We start from the raw sequence: 18623 nt of genomic DNA, 5'->3' as shown, positions 1-18623 counted from the left end.
CGCGGGGGTCACCGGGCCGGGCCGGCCAAACCTGATCCGCGAGAATTCACCCGCGCACCGTAGGGTGGCCGCCCGTGACCCCAGTCGAAGCCGCCTCCCCCACGCTGGTCGTCGTGCGCACCCTGCTCGCGCTCGCCGTCGTGTTCGTGCTGCTCGCGACCACCGGGTGGACGACGATCAAGCACCGTCCCGTGCCCGGCCCGTCCCGTGAGGCCGCGCTCGCGGCCTGGGCGCGCGACCGGCTCGACCAGCGTCCGCTGCCGGGCCCGGACACCCCCGCCCGGGGCATCGCCGCGTTCTTCGCCGGGCTCGGCCAGGCGCGCGCGGCCGGGCTCGCCGAGCGGCATCCGCTCGTCGTGGGCAATCTCGACGGCGCCCCCGTCGCCCTGCGCTACCGCGCCAACCGGATCACCCTCGACCGCGCGCTCTCCGCCGAACGGGGCAGGGTCCACGACACGAGGCTCTCCGCCGAGGGCCGGCACGAGGCGCAGCGCCGGCTCGACCGGTTCCGCTCGCTGCTGCGGCCCGGCCGGCAGATCCTCGCCTTCGACCCGACGGGTACGGGGCGGACGGCCGAGGTCCTCGGGGACCTGGAGCGGGCCCGGCGCGTCTCGGTGATCGTGCCCGGCGTCGACACCAACCTCCTCACCTTCCAGAAGACCCACGGCCGGTACGGGGCTCCCGCGGGCATGGCCGAGGCGCTCTACGGCGCCGAGCGGCGGGCCTCCCCCGGAGCCCGGGTCGCCGTGATCGCCTGGGCCGACTACACGACGCCCGTCGGGGTCGGTGTCGACGCGATGACCGGCCGCCTCGCCGAGGGTGGCGCCGAACGCCTCGTGCGGCTGACCGAGGCACTGCCCGGGGACGCGCGCGTGGCGCTGTTCTGCCACAGCTACGGCTCCGTGCTCTGCGGGGTCGCGGCGCCCCGGCTGCCCGCCCGGGTGACGGATCTGGCCGTGGCCGGAAGCCCCGGGATGCGGGTGGAACGGGCGGCGGAACTCCACACCCGCGCGCGCGTGTGGGCGATGCGGGACGCCGACGACTGGATCGCGGACGTGCCGCACCTGGAGCTGGGCGGTGTCGGGCACGGCGCCGATCCGGTGGCCCCGGAGTTCGGCGCCCGGCTGCTCTCGGCTCGGGGGGCAATCGGCCACAGCGGCTATTTCGAGCCGGGCACCGAGAGCCTCGGCAACTTCGCCGCGATAGGCCTCGGCTCCTACGGGAGCCTGGTGTGCGCACGTGCCGACAGCGCTTGCCACGACGGAATATCCGGCACGGAAGGGCGCCGACGCGCGTAGATCACGTAATTTCGGGACCTATCACGGGGGCGACGCGCGGGCACACGCCGCTTACGATGAGGCGTATGGGTGATGTGCTGGCCGGAATTCATGCCACCTGGGAGTTCGAGAGTGACGCCCTCGTCATCCGCTTCGACCGGGGGAACCGTGCGCCAAGGCTGTTCAACGCGCTGCGCGAACGACGAGTACCGCACGAGGCGCTGGCGTCGGTGACGCTCTCGCCCGGCAAGCGGGGCACCGTCGTGCTGCACGCCGTGCCGAGACCGGGCGCCGATCCGCTGATGGAGGCGGCCGCCGGGCAGCTCGCGGAGAACTGCGATCCGTACCGCCTGGTGCTCCCGGCGGACCGCGAGACGCTCGCCGAGTACTACCGGGACGAGCTGCGTGCGGGCGTCGCACGGCGGAGCCCGTACACCGAGGAGCCGTCGGGCGATCCCGACCTGCCGGGCGCCGCCGACGTGACGCCCGCCGACCGTTTCCTCGTGGCGCCGCCGCAGGGTCCGCAGTCCTTCAAGGCGTACGACGGGAAGGCGAGCTTCGACGGGCAGTCGGAGGTCGCGTTCCGCTGGTCCTGGACGGGGGCGTCCTCGGAGAAGTGGAAGGCGGGTGACCAGTTCTTCCACGTACGGGACCTGTGCGGGGTCGAGTGGCGCTCGCCGGACGTCCTCGACGGGCATCTGCGTCTGGTGCCGCGGGGCGGCGAACCCCGGGCGTCCCAGGCCGACCGGGACCCCTCCTCCGTCGTCTTCGGCCTCGGTTACGGGCCGGTGCACCTGTCGCTCCCCTTCGCGGCGGCGGTCCTCGCGGCGATCAGGACCTCGGACCGCGTGCCCGCTCGTGTCGCGGCTCCCGGGGCCGTCGCCGAAAGGATTCGGCACCTGGGTGAACTGCACCAGGCGGGACTGGTGACGGACGAGGAGTTCTCGGCGAAGAAAGCGGAACTCCTCGCGGAGCTGTAGCCGGACGGTGCGCGACCGCGCCCCGGCGTCATACCCCGGTATCAGGTGCGAGCCCGGTCCCCGGTATGACGTCGGGGGCCCGGCCCCCTGCCTACCCTGAGCTGGTCATGGCTACCGAACCGCGGCACGAGCTGCCGCCCACCCTCCGACAGCTCAGCACCCGGACACGCGAGATGCTCCAGGGGCTCGGGACCGCGCTCACCACCCCCACCACACCGGGGGCGCCCCTCTTCGCCGACGCCTCCTCACGGTGGGTGCGGCTGCTGCCGTACGTCGTCGCCCTCGCCTTCGTCGCCTCGCTCCTGCCCAGCACGATCCTGCTGCTCGCCGGGGACTACGGCGTCAACGGCGGCCTCGCGGGAGCCGTCGCCACCGCGCAGACCGCGCCGCTGCTGCTCGCTGTCGCCCGTCCCCTGCAGGCCTGGTGGGTCATCTTCGCCGCCGATGTGCTCGGCGCGGTCGTGCTGCTCGCCGCGGACGGCCCACGCGCCGAATTCTGGCCCTGGACCCCGCCGATCGTCATCGGCTACTGCGCGCTGATGATCGCGCTCGGGCTGCGCGAGTCCCGCCGGGCGCTGTTCGGCGTCTGGCTGGCGACCGGCGCCGCCGGGTACGTCCTGGAGGTCTTCAAGCCGTCCGGGTACACCAGCCTCCACACCCTGCTGCTGGTCCTCAGCGGGGTGCTGCTCCTCCTCACCTCGGCGGTACGCGCGCGTGGCGACGCCCAGCGGCGGCTCGTCGAGCAGGAGACCATCAGCGAGGCCGAACGCGCCCGCCGCACCCTCCTGGAGGAGCGGGCCAGGATCGCGCGCGAGCTGCACGACGTCGTGGCCCACCACATGTCCGTGATCACCGTGCAGGCCGACTCGGCCCCGTACCGCATCCCCGACCTCCCCGACGCGGCCCGCGAGGAGTTCACCTCGATCGCGGCGAGCGCGCGCGAGTCGCTCGCCGAGATGCGACGGCTGCTCTCGGTGCTGCGCAGTGACGGCAGCGAGGGCGAGCGGGCCCCGCAACCGGGCCTGGACCGGGTCCAGCAGCTGGTCGAGGCGACCGTACGGGCCGGAGTGCCGGCCGAGCTGCGGCTGGCCGCCGACCTCGGGGACGTACCGCAGGCGGTGGACCTGTCGGCGTACCGGATCGTGCAGGAGGCGCTCGCGAACATCGTCCGGCACGCGCCGGGGGCGTCGACCCGGGTGTCGATCCGGGCGGACGAGGGATGGCTGACGGTCCTCGTCGTCAACGGGCCCTCCACGGAGGCGGATTCCGCGGTCGAGCGCGGCGCGTCCGGCACCGGGCACGGGCTCGTCGGCATGCGGGAGCGCGTACGGTTGACGGGCGGCTCGCTCGACACCGGGCCGCTGCCCGACGGCGGCTTCCGGGTCGCCGCGCGGCTGCCGCTGACCCCGGACCCGATGCCCTCGGCGGCGACGCATCCGACCCCGACCGCCAAGGACTCCGAGTGACCATCCGCGTGATCATCGTCGACGACCAGGCCATGGTGCGGGCCGGTTTCGCCGCGCTGCTCGCCGCGCAACCCGACATCGACGTCGTGGGCGAGGCCCCGGACGGGCGGCAGGGCGTCGACGTGGCACGCTCGACGCACCCGGACGTGGTCCTCATGGACGTACGGATGCCGGAGCTGGACGGGCTCGCCGCCGCCCGGGAGATCCTCCACCCGCCGGCCGGGGTCACCCACCGGCCGAAGGTGCTGATGCTGACCACCTTCGACGTGGACGACTACGTGTACGAGGCGCTGCGCGCCGGCGCGTCCGGCTTCCTCCTGAAGGACGCGCCGCCGGCGGACCTGATCGCGGCGGTACGGGTGGTGGCGGCGGGCGAGGCGCTGCTCGCCCCGTCCGTGACCCGGCGGCTGATCGCCGACTTCGCCGCCTCCCGGCCGGCGCCGCGCAAGGACACCACGGCGCTGCGCCTGAACGGTCTCACCCCGCGCGAGACCGAGGTCCTGGAGCTCATCGCCCGCGGCCTGTCGAACCAGGAGATCGCGGACCATCTCGTCCTCGCCGAGCAGACGGTGAAGACCCACATCGGCCGCGTCCTCGCCAAGCTGGACCTGCGCGACCGGGCGCAGGCGGTGGTCTTCGCGTACGAGTCGGGCCTCGTGACCCCGGGCACGTCCTGACGACCGACACCTAGGTCGTGCCCGGAGAGTCCCGCCCGGCCCGCGGGCAGACGGCGCTGCTTCCCGGACACGACCTGGCCGTGCCCGCCCACGCGCGCGCGTGGGCCGCGCCCCACCTGCACGAACCGTCCCCCACACCTGCCGGCCCCCGGGGGAAAACCCCACCCCCCGCCTGGTGTTGCCTGCTCCTCCACCCCCTACCCCGGTATCGGAACGGAGTTGGCTCCCCGGTGTGACGTGCCGTCACCCGTCGTCTTCCTACCTTCCTCTCGCCAGCGAACGAGCGAATACCGGAGAGGGAGGGCGACCCCATGCGCCGCATTTCGAGGACCCTGATCACCGCGGCCCTGGTGACCACCGTGATCGGCGGGACGGCCGGCTGGGCGTCCGGTGACAGCCAGGAGGCCGTGACCGGGGCGCCGGCCGGGACGGCGGAGTGGCGGGCGGCGGGGCTGCCGGACCCCGAGCGGATGGACCCGGCCGGGGTGGCGAGGTTCTTCGCCGGGCTGAGCCCGGTACGACAGCGGGAGCTGGCCCGGACCCACCCGACGGTCGTCGGGAACCTCGACGGGGCGCCCCTGGAGCTGCGGTACGAGGCCAACGCCCGGGCCACGCAGGGGGCGTTCGGCGAGGCGCGGGTCCTCGCCCACGACGCCCGCGGCCGGGGTCAGGTGGCCCTGGTGTACGGGGACCTGGCGCGGGCCGAGCACGTGGCGGTGATCGTGCCCGGATCCGACATCGACGCGGGCCGCCTGCGGCCGCTCACGGACATGGCGGCCTCCCTGCGCCGGGCGACCGACGGCCGTACGGCGGTCGTCGCCTGGGCCGGGTACACGACCCCGGTCGGTGTCGGTCTGGACGCGGCCACCGGCCGGCTCGCCGAGGCGGGTGCGGACCGGCTCACCCGGTTCACGGACGGTCTCGCGGCCGTCGGGGCGGCCGAGCCGTCCGTGTTCTGTCACAGCTACGGCTCCGTGGTCTGCGGCCTCGCCGCCCACGATCTGAAGGCCAAGGACCTGGTGGTCTTCGGCTCCCCCGGGATGCGCGCCGAGAACGTCGACGAGCTCGGCACCTCCGCCCGCGTCTGGGCGGCGAAGGATCCGACCGACTGGATCGACCGGGTCCCGAACGTCGAGGTCGGGGACCTCGGACACGGCGCCGACCCCGCCGATCCGGCCTTCGGGGCCCGTCGGATCGCGGCCGACGACGCGGCCGGCCACGGCGGCTACTTCGCGCCCGGCACCGCCTCCCTGCGTGCCTTCGCCGCGATCGCCGAGGGGGACGTCCGATGAGCACCCTCACGACCATGGCCCGCCGCACGGCCCGGAAGATCGAGTCGGGCACCCCCGCCCACCGCGACCGGGCGATCGACGGGCTGCGCGCCCTGGCGCTGCTCGCCGTGCCCACCGGGCACTGGCTGCTCGGCGGCTTCACGCTCTCCTCCGACGGCGCGATCCACAACGCCAGCCCGCTGGGTACGTTCGCGGGTCTCGCACCGGTCAGCTGGGTCCTGCAGATGCTGGGGATCTTCTTCCTCGTCGGCGGCTACGCCTCGGTGCTCTCCTACCGGCGCAGGAAGGGCTCCACGGGTGAGTGGCTCAAGGGCCGCCTCGCCCGGCTCGGCCGCCCCGTCCTCGGTGTCACCGCCGTCTGGGCGGCGCTCCTCCCCGTGTTGCACTTCGGGGTCGGGGTGCCCGTCGACAGCCTGCGGACGGCGTCCACGCTCGTGATCCAGCCGCTCTGGTTCGTCGGGGTGTACACGGTGGTCACCGCGCTGACCCCGCTGTGCGTACGGGCGGCCCGCCGCCTCGGGGTGTGGGCCGCGGCCCCGCTGCTCGGCTCGGTCGCCGTCGTCGACTTCCTGCGGTACGGGCCGTACGCCGACGCCGTACCGTCCTGGCTGAGCCTCCTGAACATCCTGCCCGGTTGGCTCTTCGCCTATCAGCTCGGCGTCTCCTGGGGTGAGGGCCGGGTCACCAGGCGGCACGCCTGGGCACTGCTGCTCGGCGGGGCCGCGCTCTTCGCCGCCCTCCTGCTCGCCTTCGGCTACCCGGCGTCGATGGTCGGCGTCCCCGGCGAGGCCCGCACCAACTCGCACCCGCCGTCGCTGCTCGTGCTCGCCCTCGCCGCCGCGCAGAGCGGCGCGGCGATCCTGCTCAGGGACCGCCTCGGCAGGCTCCTGAAGCGGCCCGCGCTGTGGGCGCCCGTCGTGGTCGTCAACCTCTCGGCGATGACGATCCTGTGCTGGCACCAGACGGCGATGCTCACCGCGGCGATCCCCGCCTCGTACCTCGGGGAGATCCCGGGCCTGGTCGGGGCGCCCGACTCGGTCGGCTGGATCCTCGCCCGGCTGGCGTGGATGCCGGTCTTCGCGGGACTGCTCGTCCTGATCGGGCGGTACGCGCGCGGGTTCGAGTCCCCGTGGGCGAAGACCGGCCCGGGCCGCCGCACCCTGGCGGGGCTGCTCGCGGCGGGGTTCGCGGTCTTCGCCCTGGGCCTCGCGTGACCCGTGGGACCGGTGGCTCAGGCCTCGCGCGACGCCGACGTGAAGCGCATGTCCGGGTAGCGGTCGCCCGCCACCAGCCCGGCGATCGGCTCCAGCTCCGCCAGTTCGGCGGCGGTGAGGGTGATGCGGGTGGCGGCCGCGTTCTCCTCCAGGCGGGAGCGCTTGCGGGTGCCGGGGATCGGGACGACGGTCAGGCCGTGCACGGAGGCCCGCTGCTGCACCCAGGCGAGGGCGATCTGCGCCGGGGTCGCGCCGTGCGCGGCGGCGATCTTCCGGACCGGGTCGAGCAGGGCGGCGTTCCGCTCCGCGTTCTCGCCGGTGAACCGGGGCTGGTACTGGCGGAAGTCGCCGCCCGACAGGTCCTTGGCGGCGTCCGCGAACGCTCCGGTGAGGAAGCCGCGGCCGAGCGGCGAGTACGGCACGAAGGTCACGCCGAGTTCGGCGGCGGCGCCGACGGCGCTGCGCTCCACGTCCCGGGAGAAGAGCGACCACTCCGACTGGAGGGCGGCGATCGGGTGGACGGCGTGGGCCTCGCGGAGTTCGGGTCCGGTGACCTCGCTGAGGCCCAGGTGACGGACCTTGCCCTCCTGGACGAGTTCGGCCATGGCGCCGACGGACTCGGCGAAGGGGATCTCCGGGTCGCGGCGGTGCATGTAGTAGAGGTCGATGGTCTCGACGCCGAGCCGGCGCAGACTGTCCTCGGCGGCCTTCTTGATGTAGGCCGGGTCGTTGCGGACGGCCCGGTAGGTGGGGTCGTCGGCGCGCCGCTCTATGGCGAACTTGGTGGCGAGGGTGACCTCGTCGCGGTGGGCGGCGAGGAACGGGGCGAGGAACTCCTCGTTGGCGCCGCTGCCGTAGACGTCGGCGGTGTCGATCAGGGTGACGCCGGCCTCCAGGGCCGCGTCGAGGGTGTCGCGGGCGGCGGCCTCGTCGGTGTCGCCGTAGAACTCGCTGATGCCCATGGCGCCGAAGCCCTGGACGCCGATCTCGGGTCCGTCCTGGCCGCCGAGGCGTACGGTGTCGATCCTGCTCACGCTGGTCATGAAGGCGTTCCTCCGCTTGCGGTCCCGTAGTGGCTGATCTTGATGTCGAGCACGGCGAGCGTGTCCTGGAGTTCGGTGATCCGGGAGAGCACGTCCCGCCTGGTGGTCTCCAGGAGTTCCCGTCGTGCGTCGCGGGTGTGGTCGCCCTCGCGGACGAGTTCGGCGTACCGGACCATGTCGGCGACCGGCATTCCGGTCAGCCGCAGCTTGCCGACGAAGGCGAGCCAGCCCAGGTCCCGCTCGGTGAAGCGGCGCTGGCCGGTGTGCGAACGGTCGACGTGCGACATGAGGCCGATCCGCTCGTACCAGCGCAGGGTGTGGGCCGAAAGGCCGGTCAGGGCGGCGACCTCGCTGATCGTGTAGTGCGTCCGGGGGATCCGGGTGCCGCTCGTGCCTGTGCTCGTACTCGTGCTCGCCATCACGCTCATGCCCCCCACGCTAAAACGTTCGAGTGCACTCGAAGCAAGTAGGCTCGGCCCCATGCAGAGCAGCGTGCCGAGCCTGGCGTCGATCGAGAACTGGCCCGTCCCCACCGCGGCTGCCGCCGTGGTCCGCGCGGACGGCACCCTGGCCGGGTCCCACGGCCCCACCGGGCGGCGTTTCCCGCTCGCCTCGGTCACCAAGCCGCTCGCGGCGTACGCCGTCCTCGTCGCGTACGAGGAGGGGGCGATCGACCTCGACGAGCCGGCCGGGCCCGAGGGCTCGACCGTGCGCCACCTCCTCGCCCACACCTCGGGGCTCGCCTTCGACGAGAACCGGGTCATGGCCGCTCCGGGCACCCGCAGGATCTACTCCAACACCGGCTTCGAGGCACTCGGCGACCACCTCGCCAAGGCGACGGACATCCCCTTCGCCGAGTATCTGCACCAGGCGGTCCTGGAGCCGCTCGGCATGACGTCGACGACCCTGGAGGGTTCGCCCGCGAAGGACGGCGTGTCGACCGTGGACGATCTGGTGCGGTTCGCCGCCGAGGTGCAGGCGCCGCGGCTGCTCGACCCGCGCACCGTCCTGGAGGTGATGAGCGTCGCGTACCCCGGTCTGACCGGGATCCTGCCCGGTTACGGGCACCAGCGGCCCAACGACTGGGGCCTGGGCTTCGAGATCCGCGACGGCAAGTCCCCGCACTGGACGGGCGCCACGTCCTCGCCGCGCACCTTCGGACACTTCGGGCAGTCCGGCACGTTCCTGTGGGTCGACCCGGACGCGCGGGCCGCGTGCGTGGCGCTCACCGACCGGCCCTTCGGGCCGTGGGCGGTCGAGGCCTGGCCGCCGTTCACCGACGCGGTCCTCGCCGATCTGCGGACCGCCTGAGACGCGGCTACCCGTCGCAGCGGGCGGTGGGCAGGATGCCGTCCGGGCCGCTGAGCGACACCTCGACCAGGCCTGCCGGGTCCTCCGCGTAGGCGGTCGTGCAGACCAGCTGGTGGACGCCCGCCTCCGACAGCTTCTTGACGGGGAAGGGCGTCCGCACCCAGATCAGCCGACGCGCCGGGTTCCCCGCCGAGGCGCTCCCCTTCGAGGTCTGCAGCACGGTCGGAGTCTCTCCCTCCACCCCGGGCAGGGCGGTGGTGATGCCCGCCGCGGTCTCGTTCGCCTTGGGGCCGACGAGGAGCATGGCGAGGATCTTGTCCGTGACGATCTTGCCGTGGCGCAGCTCGTCGCGGGACACCTCGTAGTCCGGACCGAACACGTCCGACGGGACGGCGCCTCCCGAGCCCTCCGGCGGGGAGGTGATCACCGGGGCGGATTGCTCGACATCGCGGGCCACCGGCATCGACCGGCCGTCGGGGCCGACGAAGTAGAGCACGATCCGGTTGTCGAGTATCGGCTGGACATGGAGGGTGGCCGCCCCGCCCGCCTCCACGACGTCGCTCTTCTGTATGCCGCAGCCGGCCAGCGCGGGCGGCGTCAGCAGGGCGAGCAGGGCGGCGGCGACCTTGGTACGGCGCTTCGCGGCTCCCCCCGCCCGGCGGCGGGGTACGGCAGTGGCCCTCCCGCCGGTCACAGCGGCATCCGAACGGTGAAGACCGCTCCGCCCTCGGGGTCGTTGGCGGCCGTGACGGTGCCTCCGTGGAGCCGTACGTTCTCCTGGGTGATCGCGAGCCCGAGGCCGCTGCCCGCCGAGCGCGTACGTGCCTGGTCCGCCTTGTAGAAGCGGTCGAAGACGTGCGGCAGGACGTCCGGGTGGATGCCGGGCCCCCGGTCGGCGACCTCCGTCACCAGCTGCTCCCCCTCCGCCCACAGCCGGACCGTCACCGGCGCCCCGCCGTGCCGCAGGGCGTTCCCGACGAGATTGGCGACGACGACGTCGAAGCGGCGCGGGTCGAGCCGGGCCCTGATCCCCTCGGCGAGGTACGGGACGACCTGGGTCGGGTCCGTCCAGTGCCGGTGCTGGAGGGTCTTGCGGACGCAGTCGGCGGCGTCGACCTCGTCCGTGTGGAGCTCGGCGGCGCGCGCGTCGAATCGGGATATCTCCATGAGGTCTTCGACGAGCACGGCGAGCTTGCCGGTTTCGGCGCTGATCAGCCGGACGGCGCGGGCGGTGTCGCTGTCGAGGCCTTCGGCGTCCTCGTCGAGGACCTCGGTGACGGCGAGCATCCCGGCGAGCGGGGTGCGGAGTTCGTGCGAGACGTCGGAGGCGAAGCGGCGGGCGCGCGCCTCGGCGTTGCGGAGTTCCGCGACGGAACGTTCCAGCTCGGCGGCGGACTCGTTGAACGTGCGGGCGAGATCGGCGAGTTCGTCGCTGCCCTTGGCGTGGATACGGGTGTCGAGCCGGCCGCGCCCCATGCTGTGGGCCGCGTGGCGGAGCTCCCGTACGGGCCGGAGGACTCCGCGCGCGGCGATCAGCGCGGGGATCAGGGCGATGGCGAGCGCCGGCAGGGCGCCGTCGCGGGCGGCCGTGACCATCGCCTCCACGTTCGCCTCCTCCTCGGAGAGTTCCATGACGGCATAGAACACGAGACCGGTGCGCTGTGGCGGTCCCGCGGCCGAACGGGCCAGGAAGACGGCGGGAACGGCGATCGTGAGGTACGGGGTGCCGTTCTTGACCACCCGCTGGAAACTGCCGTGCGGGACGGCCTCGTCGTCCGCGGCGCGGGCCCGCAGCTCCGGGGTGATGACGGAGGAGGTGGGCCGGTCGGTGGAGGAGACGCGCAGGGTGCCGTACTCGGCGTAGACGCGCCAGGCGCGGGGCTTGCCCTGACGGGCGATCCGCATGAGCGAGTCCCGCAGCATCTCCGGTTCGACGGGCAGGCTGGTACCGAGGGCGTCGACCTGCTCGCGGAAGGCGGAGACGGCGGTGTCCTGGGTCTGCTCCAGGATGGCGTTGCGGGCGGCCCGGTAGGTGAGGGCGGCGGTGGTGCCGCAGCCGACGGCGGCGACGAGCAGGAAGGCGAGGACGAGACGGGTGCGCAGGCCGAAGGGGTGCGGACGCAGCCGCGGGCTCCGGGCCCCGCGCCGGGCCGCGCGGCCGCGCACGCCCGTGCCGTGGGACTCGTGCCCGGTGTCCTCGTCCGCCTCCGGGGTGACGCAGGCCTTCACATCGGGCCCAGCGGGCCGAAGCGGTAGCCGAAGCCGCGCAGGGTCTGGATGTAGCGGGGGTCGCCCGGGGTGTCCTCGATCTTGTTCCGCAGCCGTCGGACACAGGCGTCGACCAGCCGGGCGTCCCCGTGGTAGCTGTGCTCCCAGACGTGTTCGAGGAGCTGCTGGCGGCTGAAGACCTGCTCGGGCGCGGCCGTGAGATGGAGCAGCAGCTTCAGCTCGGAGGGGGCGAGGCCGATCCGCTCGCCCGACTTGGCGACCGTGAGCCCGGCCCGGTCGATGGCCAGCTCCCCGTGGAACTCGACGGCGGCCTTAGCTCCTCCCGGCTCCTCGATACGCCGGAGCACGGCTCGTATCCGGGCCTCGATGACCTCGGTACGGGCGGGCTTGACGATGTAGTCGTCGGCTCCGGCCTCCAGGCCTATGACGACGTCGAAGTCGTCGCCGCGGGCGGTCAGCATGATGATCGGCAGCTGGCTGGTCTCGCGCACCCGGCGGCAGACCTGGACGCCGTTCATGCCGGGCAGCATGAGGTCGAGCAGCAGCAGGTCCGGCCGGAACTCCCCGAGCGCGTCGAGCCCGGCCTCCCCGGTGGCGGCGGTGCGCACCTCGTGCCCGCGGCGCCGGAGCCCGAGCTCGACGCCTTCGCGGACGGAGGGGTCGTCTTCAATCAGGAGCACGCGGGGCATCTGTGGAGTATCCCAAGGTCGACGGGCCCCTCACGCGGAGGGGCGGCGGTTCAGGTACGGCGGGCCAGGCCGCGCAGCCGGCCGCTCCCGGCCGCGAGGAGGGTCTGGACCCCGGTGAGGCGGAGGGGCTGGGCGAGGACGGCGAAGACGGTGAGGACGGTCAGCGCGCCGGCGAGCCCGGACGGTACGGCTCCGGCGGGACCGGTGAGGTCGGTGACGAGGAGCCCGTAACCGGCGGCGGGCACGGCGGCGGCCATCAGCCGCACGAGCGCGGAGACGGAGCCGCCGGTGTCGGCGCCCTCGTCCTTCGCGCCGCCCCCCTCGAGCCGCCTCCCGAGCACGTACGCCGTGAGTCCCCAGCCCGCCCAGAGCGCGAGCGAGTACCCGGCGGCCATGCCGGCGACGGCCCAGCGCGTGGGCAGGTAGTGGTAGGCGGCGAAGGACAGCGCGGCGTTGAGCCCGGCGATCACCAGATTGAGCAGGAACGGGGTGCGGGTGTCCCGCAGCGCGTAGAACGCGCGCGTGCACACGTACTGTCCGGAGAGGGCGACGAGGCCCGGCGCGAAGGCCATCAGGATCCAGGACATGGCGCGGATGTCGCCGTCGCTGGTCGCCCCGTACCGGAAGACGACCGTCATCAGCGGGACGGCGAGCGCGAGGAGGGCGCAGGCCGCCGGCACGAGGGCGGCCTGGCTGGTCCGCAGGGCGTACGAGACGTCCCGCCGGACCCCCGCGAGGTCGCCGTCGGCGGCCGCGCCGCTCATCCGGGGCAGCAGCGCGGTGACGAGGGAGACCGTGATGATGCCGTGCGGGACGCTCCACAGCAGATAGGCGTTGTTGTACGCGGCGAGGCCGCCGCCGCTGACCGTGTCGCCGGCGGAGGTGGCGAGCAGGGTGGTCACCCAGTACGCGCCCTGGTTGGTGAGGACGAGGAGCACCAGCCAGCCGGCCGAGCGGAGCGGTTCGGCGAGGCCGCTGCCGCGCCAGTCGAAACGGGGCCGCCAGCGGAAGCGGGCGGCGCGCAGCGAGGGCACGAGGGCGAGGGCCTGGAGCACGATGCCGGCGGTGGTGCCCCAGCCGAGGAGGGCGGTCTCCCCGGGGGTGAGCGCGCCGCCGTCGCCGACCACGAGGAAGAGGGCGAAGACGGAGACGACGACCACGTTGTTGAGGACGGGGGTCCACATCATGGCGCCGAAGCGGCCCCGGGCGTTGAGGACCTGTCCGAGCAGGGTGAAGAGGCCGAGGAAGAAGATCTGCGGCAGGCACGCGCGCGCGAAGGCGATCGTCATCTCCCGCTGATCGCCGACGTAGTCGGTGTACGTGTCGACGATCAGGGGCGCCGCGAACACCGCGCCGGCCGTGAGGGCGACGAGGGCCAACGCGCACAGGGTGAGCAGTCGGTCGGTGTAGGCGACTCCGCCGTCCTCGTGCTCCTTGGCGGCCTTGACCAGCTCGGGGACGAAGACGGCGTTGAGGGCGCCGCCGAGGAGGAGCGTGTAGATGATGGTGGGGACGGTGTTGCCGACCGCGTAGCCGTCGGCGACGGACGCGGCGCCGAGCGCCGCGGCGACGACGGAGGCGCGGACGAAACCGGTGGCGCGCGAGACGAGCGACCCGGCGGCCATGAGCGCACCGCTGCGCAGCGCGGACGGCTTGGCCTTCGCCCGGCCCCTGCCGGGCCTTTCGGCGGTGAGCGTGGCCGTCATCGGCGGGCCAGATACGCCTGGAAGGCGCGGAACAGCGCGTGGTTGGTCGTGCCCTGCATCGGTGTCTCCCACTCCCCCAACGTCTCGACGACCTGTCCGCCCGTGCCGAGCTTCCAGCGGAGCAGCCCGTGGGCGCGGTCGCCCGGATCGAGGGTGGAGGGTACCCCGCGCAGGTCGTAGACGGCGGCGCCGAGGGCGTGGGCGTCGAGCAGCATGCGCCACTGGAGGGCGTTGGAGGGGCGGACCTCGCGGCGGTGATCGGCGGAGGCGCCGGTCTGGTACCAGACGCGTCCGCCGACGGTGACCATGGTGTGGGCGGCGAGGATCTCGCCCTCGTGGCGGGCGAGGTAGAGCTTCATGCGGCCGGGGTGCTCGGCGTTGAGGACGGCGTACTGCCGCTCGTAGTACGCGAGGGAGCGGCCGAGGCGGAAGCCGTCGCGCTCCTCGGTGATGCGGAGCAGCCGGTAGAACTCCGGCAGGTCGGCGGCGGATCCGACGGTGATCTCCACGCCGGACTTGCGGGCCTTGCGGACGTTGCGCCGCCACTCCTGGTTGAGGCCGTTCCACAGGTCGTCGGGGGTGCGCCCGGTGAGCGGCACCTGGAAGACGTGCCGGGGCTGGGCGTCGGCGCCGTCCTCCGACTCCCCGCCGCAGCGCCGCCAGCCCCGCGCCCGGAGGCGTTCGGCGACGGCGGTCCCCAGCGGGTCGACCTCGTCGGCGAGGACGTCGGAGAGCCGGCGGCCGGGCCCGGTGGCGGCCTTGACGGTGGCGGCGTTCCACCGCCGGTAGGCGGGCCCGGGGCCTATGCGTACGGCGAAGGCGCCGCAGGAGCGCAGATGCCCGAGCAGCGGGGCGAGCCAGCTGTCGACGTCGGGATCGGCCCAGTCGGCGACGGGCCCTTCGGGAAGGTAGGCGAAGTACTTGCGGGTGCCGGGAAAGGGCCGCATGAGGACGAGGGCGACTCCGGTCAGCTCGCCGGACTCGGGCCCCCAGCCGACCAGTTGGTGCTGCCAGCCGTCCTTCACCTGGGCCCAGGCCGGGACTTGGAGGAAGCTGGGCCCGTCCGCACCGGAGCGGGACGCGAGGAAGGCACGGTAGACCTCGGGGGTCACTTGGCCGAGCCGCAGGGAGCGGCGCTCAGTGGGTGCGGCCGTCACGAGCAGGGCTGACACAACGGGAGCCTCCTTGTTCCGCCCCTCGGTGGTGGGGCGCACAGCAGGCTCACAGCCGAATTCGACCGAGTCGCGCGGCGAATGTGACCGGACGATGACCATTTTGCCGCAGCCCTTGTCACATGGGGCTCCGGCCGACTCGGGGCGCCGGGAGCGACCTACAGTCCGAAACATCCCACTCGCCACTCCCTCACTCTGCGGAGGTCTTCCGTGCTGCGCATACGCACATCCCGTCCCGTTCTCGCGGCCGTAGCGCTGAGCGTCTCCCTCACGGCCTGCACGGCACAGGCCGCGAGCGGTCCCGGAGGGACCGAGGCCCCGGCGTCGAACGCGTCGAAGGGTCAGCCGGCGAAGGTGACGGTCGTGCACCCGGCGGCCGGTCTCCCGGTGACGGTGACCGCGACGGGCGGCACGATCGCCGAGGTGAAGGTCGTGGACGCGGACGGCGGTTCGCTCGCCGGGCGCGCGGGCGCGGGCGGCACCCGCTGGGTCTCCGACCGCAAGGCCGCGCCGGGGACCGCGTACACCGTGGAGGTCACCTCCCGGGGCGCCGACGGCAAGGAGTCGACGACCAAGTCCTCCTTCGAGACGGCCGAGGCGGACAAGGTCAACAAGCTCACCCTCGCCCCCGGCAAGAACACCACCGTCGGCATCGCCCACCCCCTCTCGATCGTCTTCGACCTCCCGGTCACGAAGAAGGCGGACGTGGAGAAGCAGCTCAAGGTGACCACCTCGAACGCGACCGAGGGTTCCTGGGGCTGGGTCAAGGACTACTCGGGCCGGGACAGGGCGGACTGGCGCCCCCGTACGTACTGGAAGCCCGGCACGAAGGTCACCCTGCAAGCCGACCTGAACGGCACGGACTCGGGCGGCGGCTGGTTCGTACGGGACTACCGCACAGGCTTCACCATCGGCTCGGCACAGATCGTCAAGGTCGACCTCGACCGGCACAAGCTCACCGTGAAGAAGGACGGCCGCACGGTCCGCACCATCCCGGTCTCCGGCGGCACCCCGGGCGGCGACAAGCGGTCCTGGCGGGGCACGGCCGTGCTGATGGCGAAGGAGGGCACCATCAACATGAACTCGGAGACCGTCGGACTCGGGGACGCGTACGACAAGGACGTCGACTACTCGATGCGGCTGACCTGGTCGGGCATGTACGCGCACGCGGCCCCGTGGAACGCGGCGTACTTCGGCCGCGCCAACATGAGTTCGGGCTGCATCGGCATGAGCGACGAGAACGCCGCGTCCTTCTACGCCGCGGTGAACGTCGGCGACCCCTTCGAGATCACCGGCAAGGACACCAAGGGCACCGTCGCCGAGGGCAACGGCTACGGGGCGTGGAACCTGAGCTGGGAGCAGTGGAAGGCGAAGAGCGCGCTCGCCTGAAGCGCCGGCCCGGGGCTGCTCAGACGAGCTCCGGCCCTTCGGCCGGGTCCTCTCGGCCCAGGGCCTTGCGCCAGTCCCGCATCTCCCAGATCAGGACCTCCGCATCGGTCGTGGCGACGAGCATGTGTCCCCCGGCGTCGGTGATCCGGGCCGCGTCGCCGGAGGACAGCGGCTCCCCGTCGAGCCCGACCGTGCCGCGTACGACATGGACGTACGCGAAATCGGCGTCCGGTACGGCGACCCTCTCGCCCCGAACCGGCCGACGGACGTGCAGCCGCGCGTCCGCCGCCGGGAGGTCGTAGGGCTCCGCGAGCCCGCGCACCACCTCGTACGAGGGCTCCCCGCCCGGCGACAGCGGTGCGAGCCACATCTGCACGAAGACGAGCGGCACCTCGGCGTCGTTGCGTTCGACGTGCCGGACTCCCCCGGCGGAGCTCAGCCGCTGGAGGTCGCCGGGGCGGACGACCGTGGTGTGGCCGGCGGTGTCGTGGTGGGTGAGTTCCCCCTCGACGACCCAGGTGACGATCTCGGTGTGGCTGTGCGGATGCTCGTCGAAGCCCGCGCCCGGCGCGAGCCGCTCCTCGTTGCAGGCGAGCAGGGCGCCGAAGCGGAGGTTGTCGGGGTCGAAGTGCGGCCCGAAGGACAGGGCGTGCCGGGTCTCGATCCCGGCGGCCGGGTCACCCCCGGGGTACCGCTCCGCCGCGCGCTGGATGCGTATCACGGGCCCTACGGTAGTGCGGCCTCCCCGCGCGCCGGGCGCCGACGCGAGGCGCGGCCGGACCACGGCGCGAGGGCCCGGCCGGGCCACAGCGCGAGGGCCCGGCCGGGCCACAGCGCGAGAGCCCGGCGGGACCACGGCGCGAGGGCGAACCCGGACCACGGCCCGAGGGCGAACCCGGAACCGGCCGGAGGCGAACCCGCCCCGACCCCGCACACTGCCGTCCCGATAAGGCAGTCTTGTCCACGTGCCAGAACCCACGAACGCCCCTCACCCGCACGCCGCGACCCTGAAGCGCCTCGAACAGTCCTCCGGGCGGCTCGCCGCCAACGCCATTGCCCGCATGGACGAGACGCTGCCCTGGTACCGGGCGATGCCGCCCGAGAACCGGTCGTGGATCGGTCTGGTCGCCCAGGCCGGTATCGCCGCGTTCACCGAGTGGTTCCGGCACCCGGAGACCCCGCAGGCCATCTCGACGGACGTCTTCGGCACCGCGCCCCGCGAGCTGACCCGCGCGATCACCCTGCGCCAGACCGTGGAGATGGTGCGCACCACCATCGAGGTCATGGAGACGGCGATCGAGGAGGTCGCCGCCCCCGGCGACGAGTCCATCCTCCGCGAGGCGCTCCTCGTCTACGCCCGGGAGATCGCCTTCGCGACGGCCCAGGTGTACGCGCAGGCCGCCGAGGCACGGGGCGCCTGGGACGCGCGCCTGGAGTCGCTCGTGGTGAACGCGGTCCTCTCCGGCGAGGCCGACGAGGGCGCGGTCTCGCGTGCGGCGGCGCTCGGCTGGAACTCCCCGGACCATGTGTGCGTGATCCTCGGTACGGCCCCCGACGGCGACAGCGAGCTCACCGTGGAGGCGATCCGCCGCGCGGCCCGCCACGCCAAGCTCCAGGTCCTCACCGGTGTCCTCGGCAACCGTCTGGTCGTCATCGCCGGCGGCAACGACAATCCGCTGGCCGTGGCCAAGGCCCTGATCGGCCCGTATGCCGCGGGCCCGGTCGTCGCGGGCCCCGTCGTCCCCGATCTGCTGGCCGCGACCCGCTCCGCGCAGGCCGCCGCGGCGGGTCTGAAGGCCTGCTCGGCCTGGCAGGACGCCCCCCGCCCGGTCCTCGCGGACGATCTCCTGCCGGAGCGCGCCATCGCCTCCGACCCTTCGGCGCGCGAGCAGCTGGTGGAGGAGATCTACAGACCGCTGGAGGAAGCGGGCTCGGCGCTCCTCGAAACTCTCAGTGTCTATCTGGAGCAGGCCAGCAGCCTGGAAGGCGCGGCCCGGATGTTGTTCGTGCACCCCAACACCGTGCGCTACCGGCTTCGACGTGTGACCGACGTCACCGGCTGGTCACCCTCCGATGTACGTTCCGCGTTCACGCTGCGGATCGCGCTGATTCTGGGGCGCTTGGCCGACGGAGATCAGCAGTCCTAGACTTTTGTCGAACACCAACAATTCCCCCGAC

The 18623-nt window shown here is 73.3% G+C and carries 17 protein-coding genes; 9 read left to right on the top strand and 8 right to left on the bottom strand.

What is annotated here, in order from left to right:
* Positions 1–74 precede the first annotated feature (74 nt).
* From OG259_RS28465 to OG259_RS28440, 6 genes are all read left to right on the top strand, one after another.
* Positions 75–1298 carry an alpha/beta hydrolase gene (locus OG259_RS28465; protein WP_328944842.1) on the top strand — a complete coding sequence of 408 codons (1224 nt, stop codon included), beginning with the start codon at positions 75–77 and terminating at the stop codon, positions 1296–1298.
* A 65-nt stretch (positions 1299–1363) separates the two neighbouring features.
* Complete coding sequence (locus OG259_RS28460) at positions 1364–2257, top strand: DUF4429 domain-containing protein (RefSeq protein ID WP_328944841.1); 894 nt, start codon at positions 1364–1366, stop codon at positions 2255–2257.
* 107 nt (positions 2258–2364) lie between these two features.
* Positions 2365–3723 carry a sensor histidine kinase gene (locus tag OG259_RS28455; RefSeq protein ID WP_443052031.1) on the top strand — a complete coding sequence of 453 codons (1359 nt, stop codon included), beginning with the start codon at positions 2365–2367 and terminating at the stop codon, positions 3721–3723.
* Positions 3720–4400, top strand: coding sequence for a response regulator transcription factor (locus tag OG259_RS28450; RefSeq protein WP_328944840.1), 681 nt, complete (start codon positions 3720–3722; stop codon positions 4398–4400). The genes OG259_RS28455 and OG259_RS28450 overlap by 4 nt, the downstream gene beginning before the upstream one ends.
* A gap of 311 nt (positions 4401–4711) precedes the next feature.
* Positions 4712–5692 carry an alpha/beta hydrolase gene (locus tag OG259_RS28445; protein WP_328944839.1) on the top strand — a complete coding sequence of 327 codons (981 nt, stop codon included), beginning with the start codon at positions 4712–4714 and terminating at the stop codon, positions 5690–5692.
* On the top strand, positions 5689–6906 hold the full coding sequence (locus tag OG259_RS28440) for an acyltransferase family protein (RefSeq protein WP_328944838.1): 1218 nt from the start codon (positions 5689–5691) through the stop codon (positions 6904–6906). Before OG259_RS28445 ends, OG259_RS28440 begins: the two co-directional genes overlap by 4 nt.
* A 17-nt stretch (positions 6907–6923) precedes the next feature.
* Here the strand turns inward: OG259_RS28440 and OG259_RS28435 are convergent, their stop codons facing one another.
* Positions 6924–7949, bottom strand: a complete 1026-nt coding sequence (locus OG259_RS28435) for an aldo/keto reductase (protein ID WP_328944837.1) — start codon at positions 7947–7949, stop codon at positions 6924–6926.
* Complete coding sequence (locus tag OG259_RS28430) at positions 7946–8377, bottom strand: MerR family transcriptional regulator (RefSeq protein ID WP_443052030.1); 432 nt, start codon at positions 8375–8377, stop codon at positions 7946–7948. Before OG259_RS28430 ends, OG259_RS28435 begins: the two co-directional genes overlap by 4 nt.
* A 52-nt stretch (positions 8378–8429) precedes the next feature.
* Between OG259_RS28430 and OG259_RS28425 the strand changes: the two genes are divergently transcribed.
* Positions 8430–9260 (top strand): serine hydrolase domain-containing protein, encoded by an 831-nt coding sequence (locus tag OG259_RS28425; protein ID WP_328944836.1) that lies wholly within the window; start codon positions 8430–8432, stop codon positions 9258–9260.
* Positions 9261–9267: 7 nt separating this feature from the next.
* On the opposite strand, the gene OG259_RS28420 is transcribed toward OG259_RS28425, so the two are convergent.
* Genes OG259_RS28420 through OG259_RS28400 form a run of 5 tightly spaced genes read right to left on the bottom strand, consistent with a single transcriptional unit; the run spans position 9268 to position 15056 of the window.
* Positions 9268–9954: a hypothetical protein gene (locus tag OG259_RS28420; protein ID WP_328944835.1), complete on the bottom strand. Its 687-nt coding sequence runs from the start codon at positions 9952–9954 to the stop codon at positions 9268–9270.
* Entirely contained in the window at positions 9951–11489 is a 1539-nt protein-coding gene (locus OG259_RS28415) for an ATP-binding protein (RefSeq protein WP_443052029.1), read from the bottom strand. Before OG259_RS28415 ends, OG259_RS28420 begins: the two co-directional genes overlap by 4 nt.
* Positions 11486–12178: a response regulator transcription factor gene (locus OG259_RS28410; protein WP_266891476.1), complete on the bottom strand. Its 693-nt coding sequence runs from the start codon at positions 12176–12178 to the stop codon at positions 11486–11488. The genes OG259_RS28415 and OG259_RS28410 overlap by 4 nt, the downstream gene beginning before the upstream one ends.
* Before the next feature lie 50 nt (positions 12179–12228).
* The gene (murJ, locus tag OG259_RS28405; protein ID WP_328944834.1) at positions 12229–13884 is read right to left on the bottom strand and encodes a murein biosynthesis integral membrane protein MurJ; all 1656 of its coding nucleotides are present in this window, start codon (positions 13882–13884) and stop codon (positions 12229–12231) included.
* A complete protein-coding gene (locus tag OG259_RS28400) occupies positions 13881–15056 on the bottom strand; it encodes a lipid II:glycine glycyltransferase FemX (RefSeq protein WP_328944833.1) in 1176 nt (391 codons plus the stop codon). Before OG259_RS28400 ends, murJ begins: the two co-directional genes overlap by 4 nt.
* 210 nt (positions 15057–15266) lie before the next feature.
* Here OG259_RS28400 and OG259_RS28395 point away from each other — a divergent pair, with 210 nt between their 5' ends.
* Positions 15267–16445 (top strand): L,D-transpeptidase family protein, encoded by a 1179-nt coding sequence (locus tag OG259_RS28395; RefSeq protein ID WP_328944832.1) that lies wholly within the window; start codon positions 15267–15269, stop codon positions 16443–16445.
* A 19-nt stretch (positions 16446–16464) separates the two neighbouring features.
* On the opposite strand, the gene OG259_RS28390 is transcribed toward OG259_RS28395, so the two are convergent.
* Positions 16465–17166, bottom strand: coding sequence for a pirin family protein (locus tag OG259_RS28390; protein ID WP_328944831.1), 702 nt, complete (start codon positions 17164–17166; stop codon positions 16465–16467).
* Positions 17167–17410: 244 nt separating this feature from the next.
* On the opposite strand from OG259_RS28390, the gene OG259_RS28385 reads away from it, so the two are divergent.
* Positions 17411–18592 carry a PucR family transcriptional regulator gene (locus OG259_RS28385; protein WP_030321855.1) on the top strand — a complete coding sequence of 394 codons (1182 nt, stop codon included), beginning with the start codon at positions 17411–17413 and terminating at the stop codon, positions 18590–18592.
* Positions 18593–18623: the final 31 nt, after the last annotated feature.

The sequence above is a fragment of the Streptomyces sp. NBC_00250 genome, assembly GCF_036192275.1.
Classification (GTDB): Bacteria; Actinomycetota; Actinomycetes; order Streptomycetales; family Streptomycetaceae; genus Streptomyces.
Note: the sequence above shows the minus strand (reverse complement) of the source record. Positions and strands in the feature narration are given on the sequence as shown.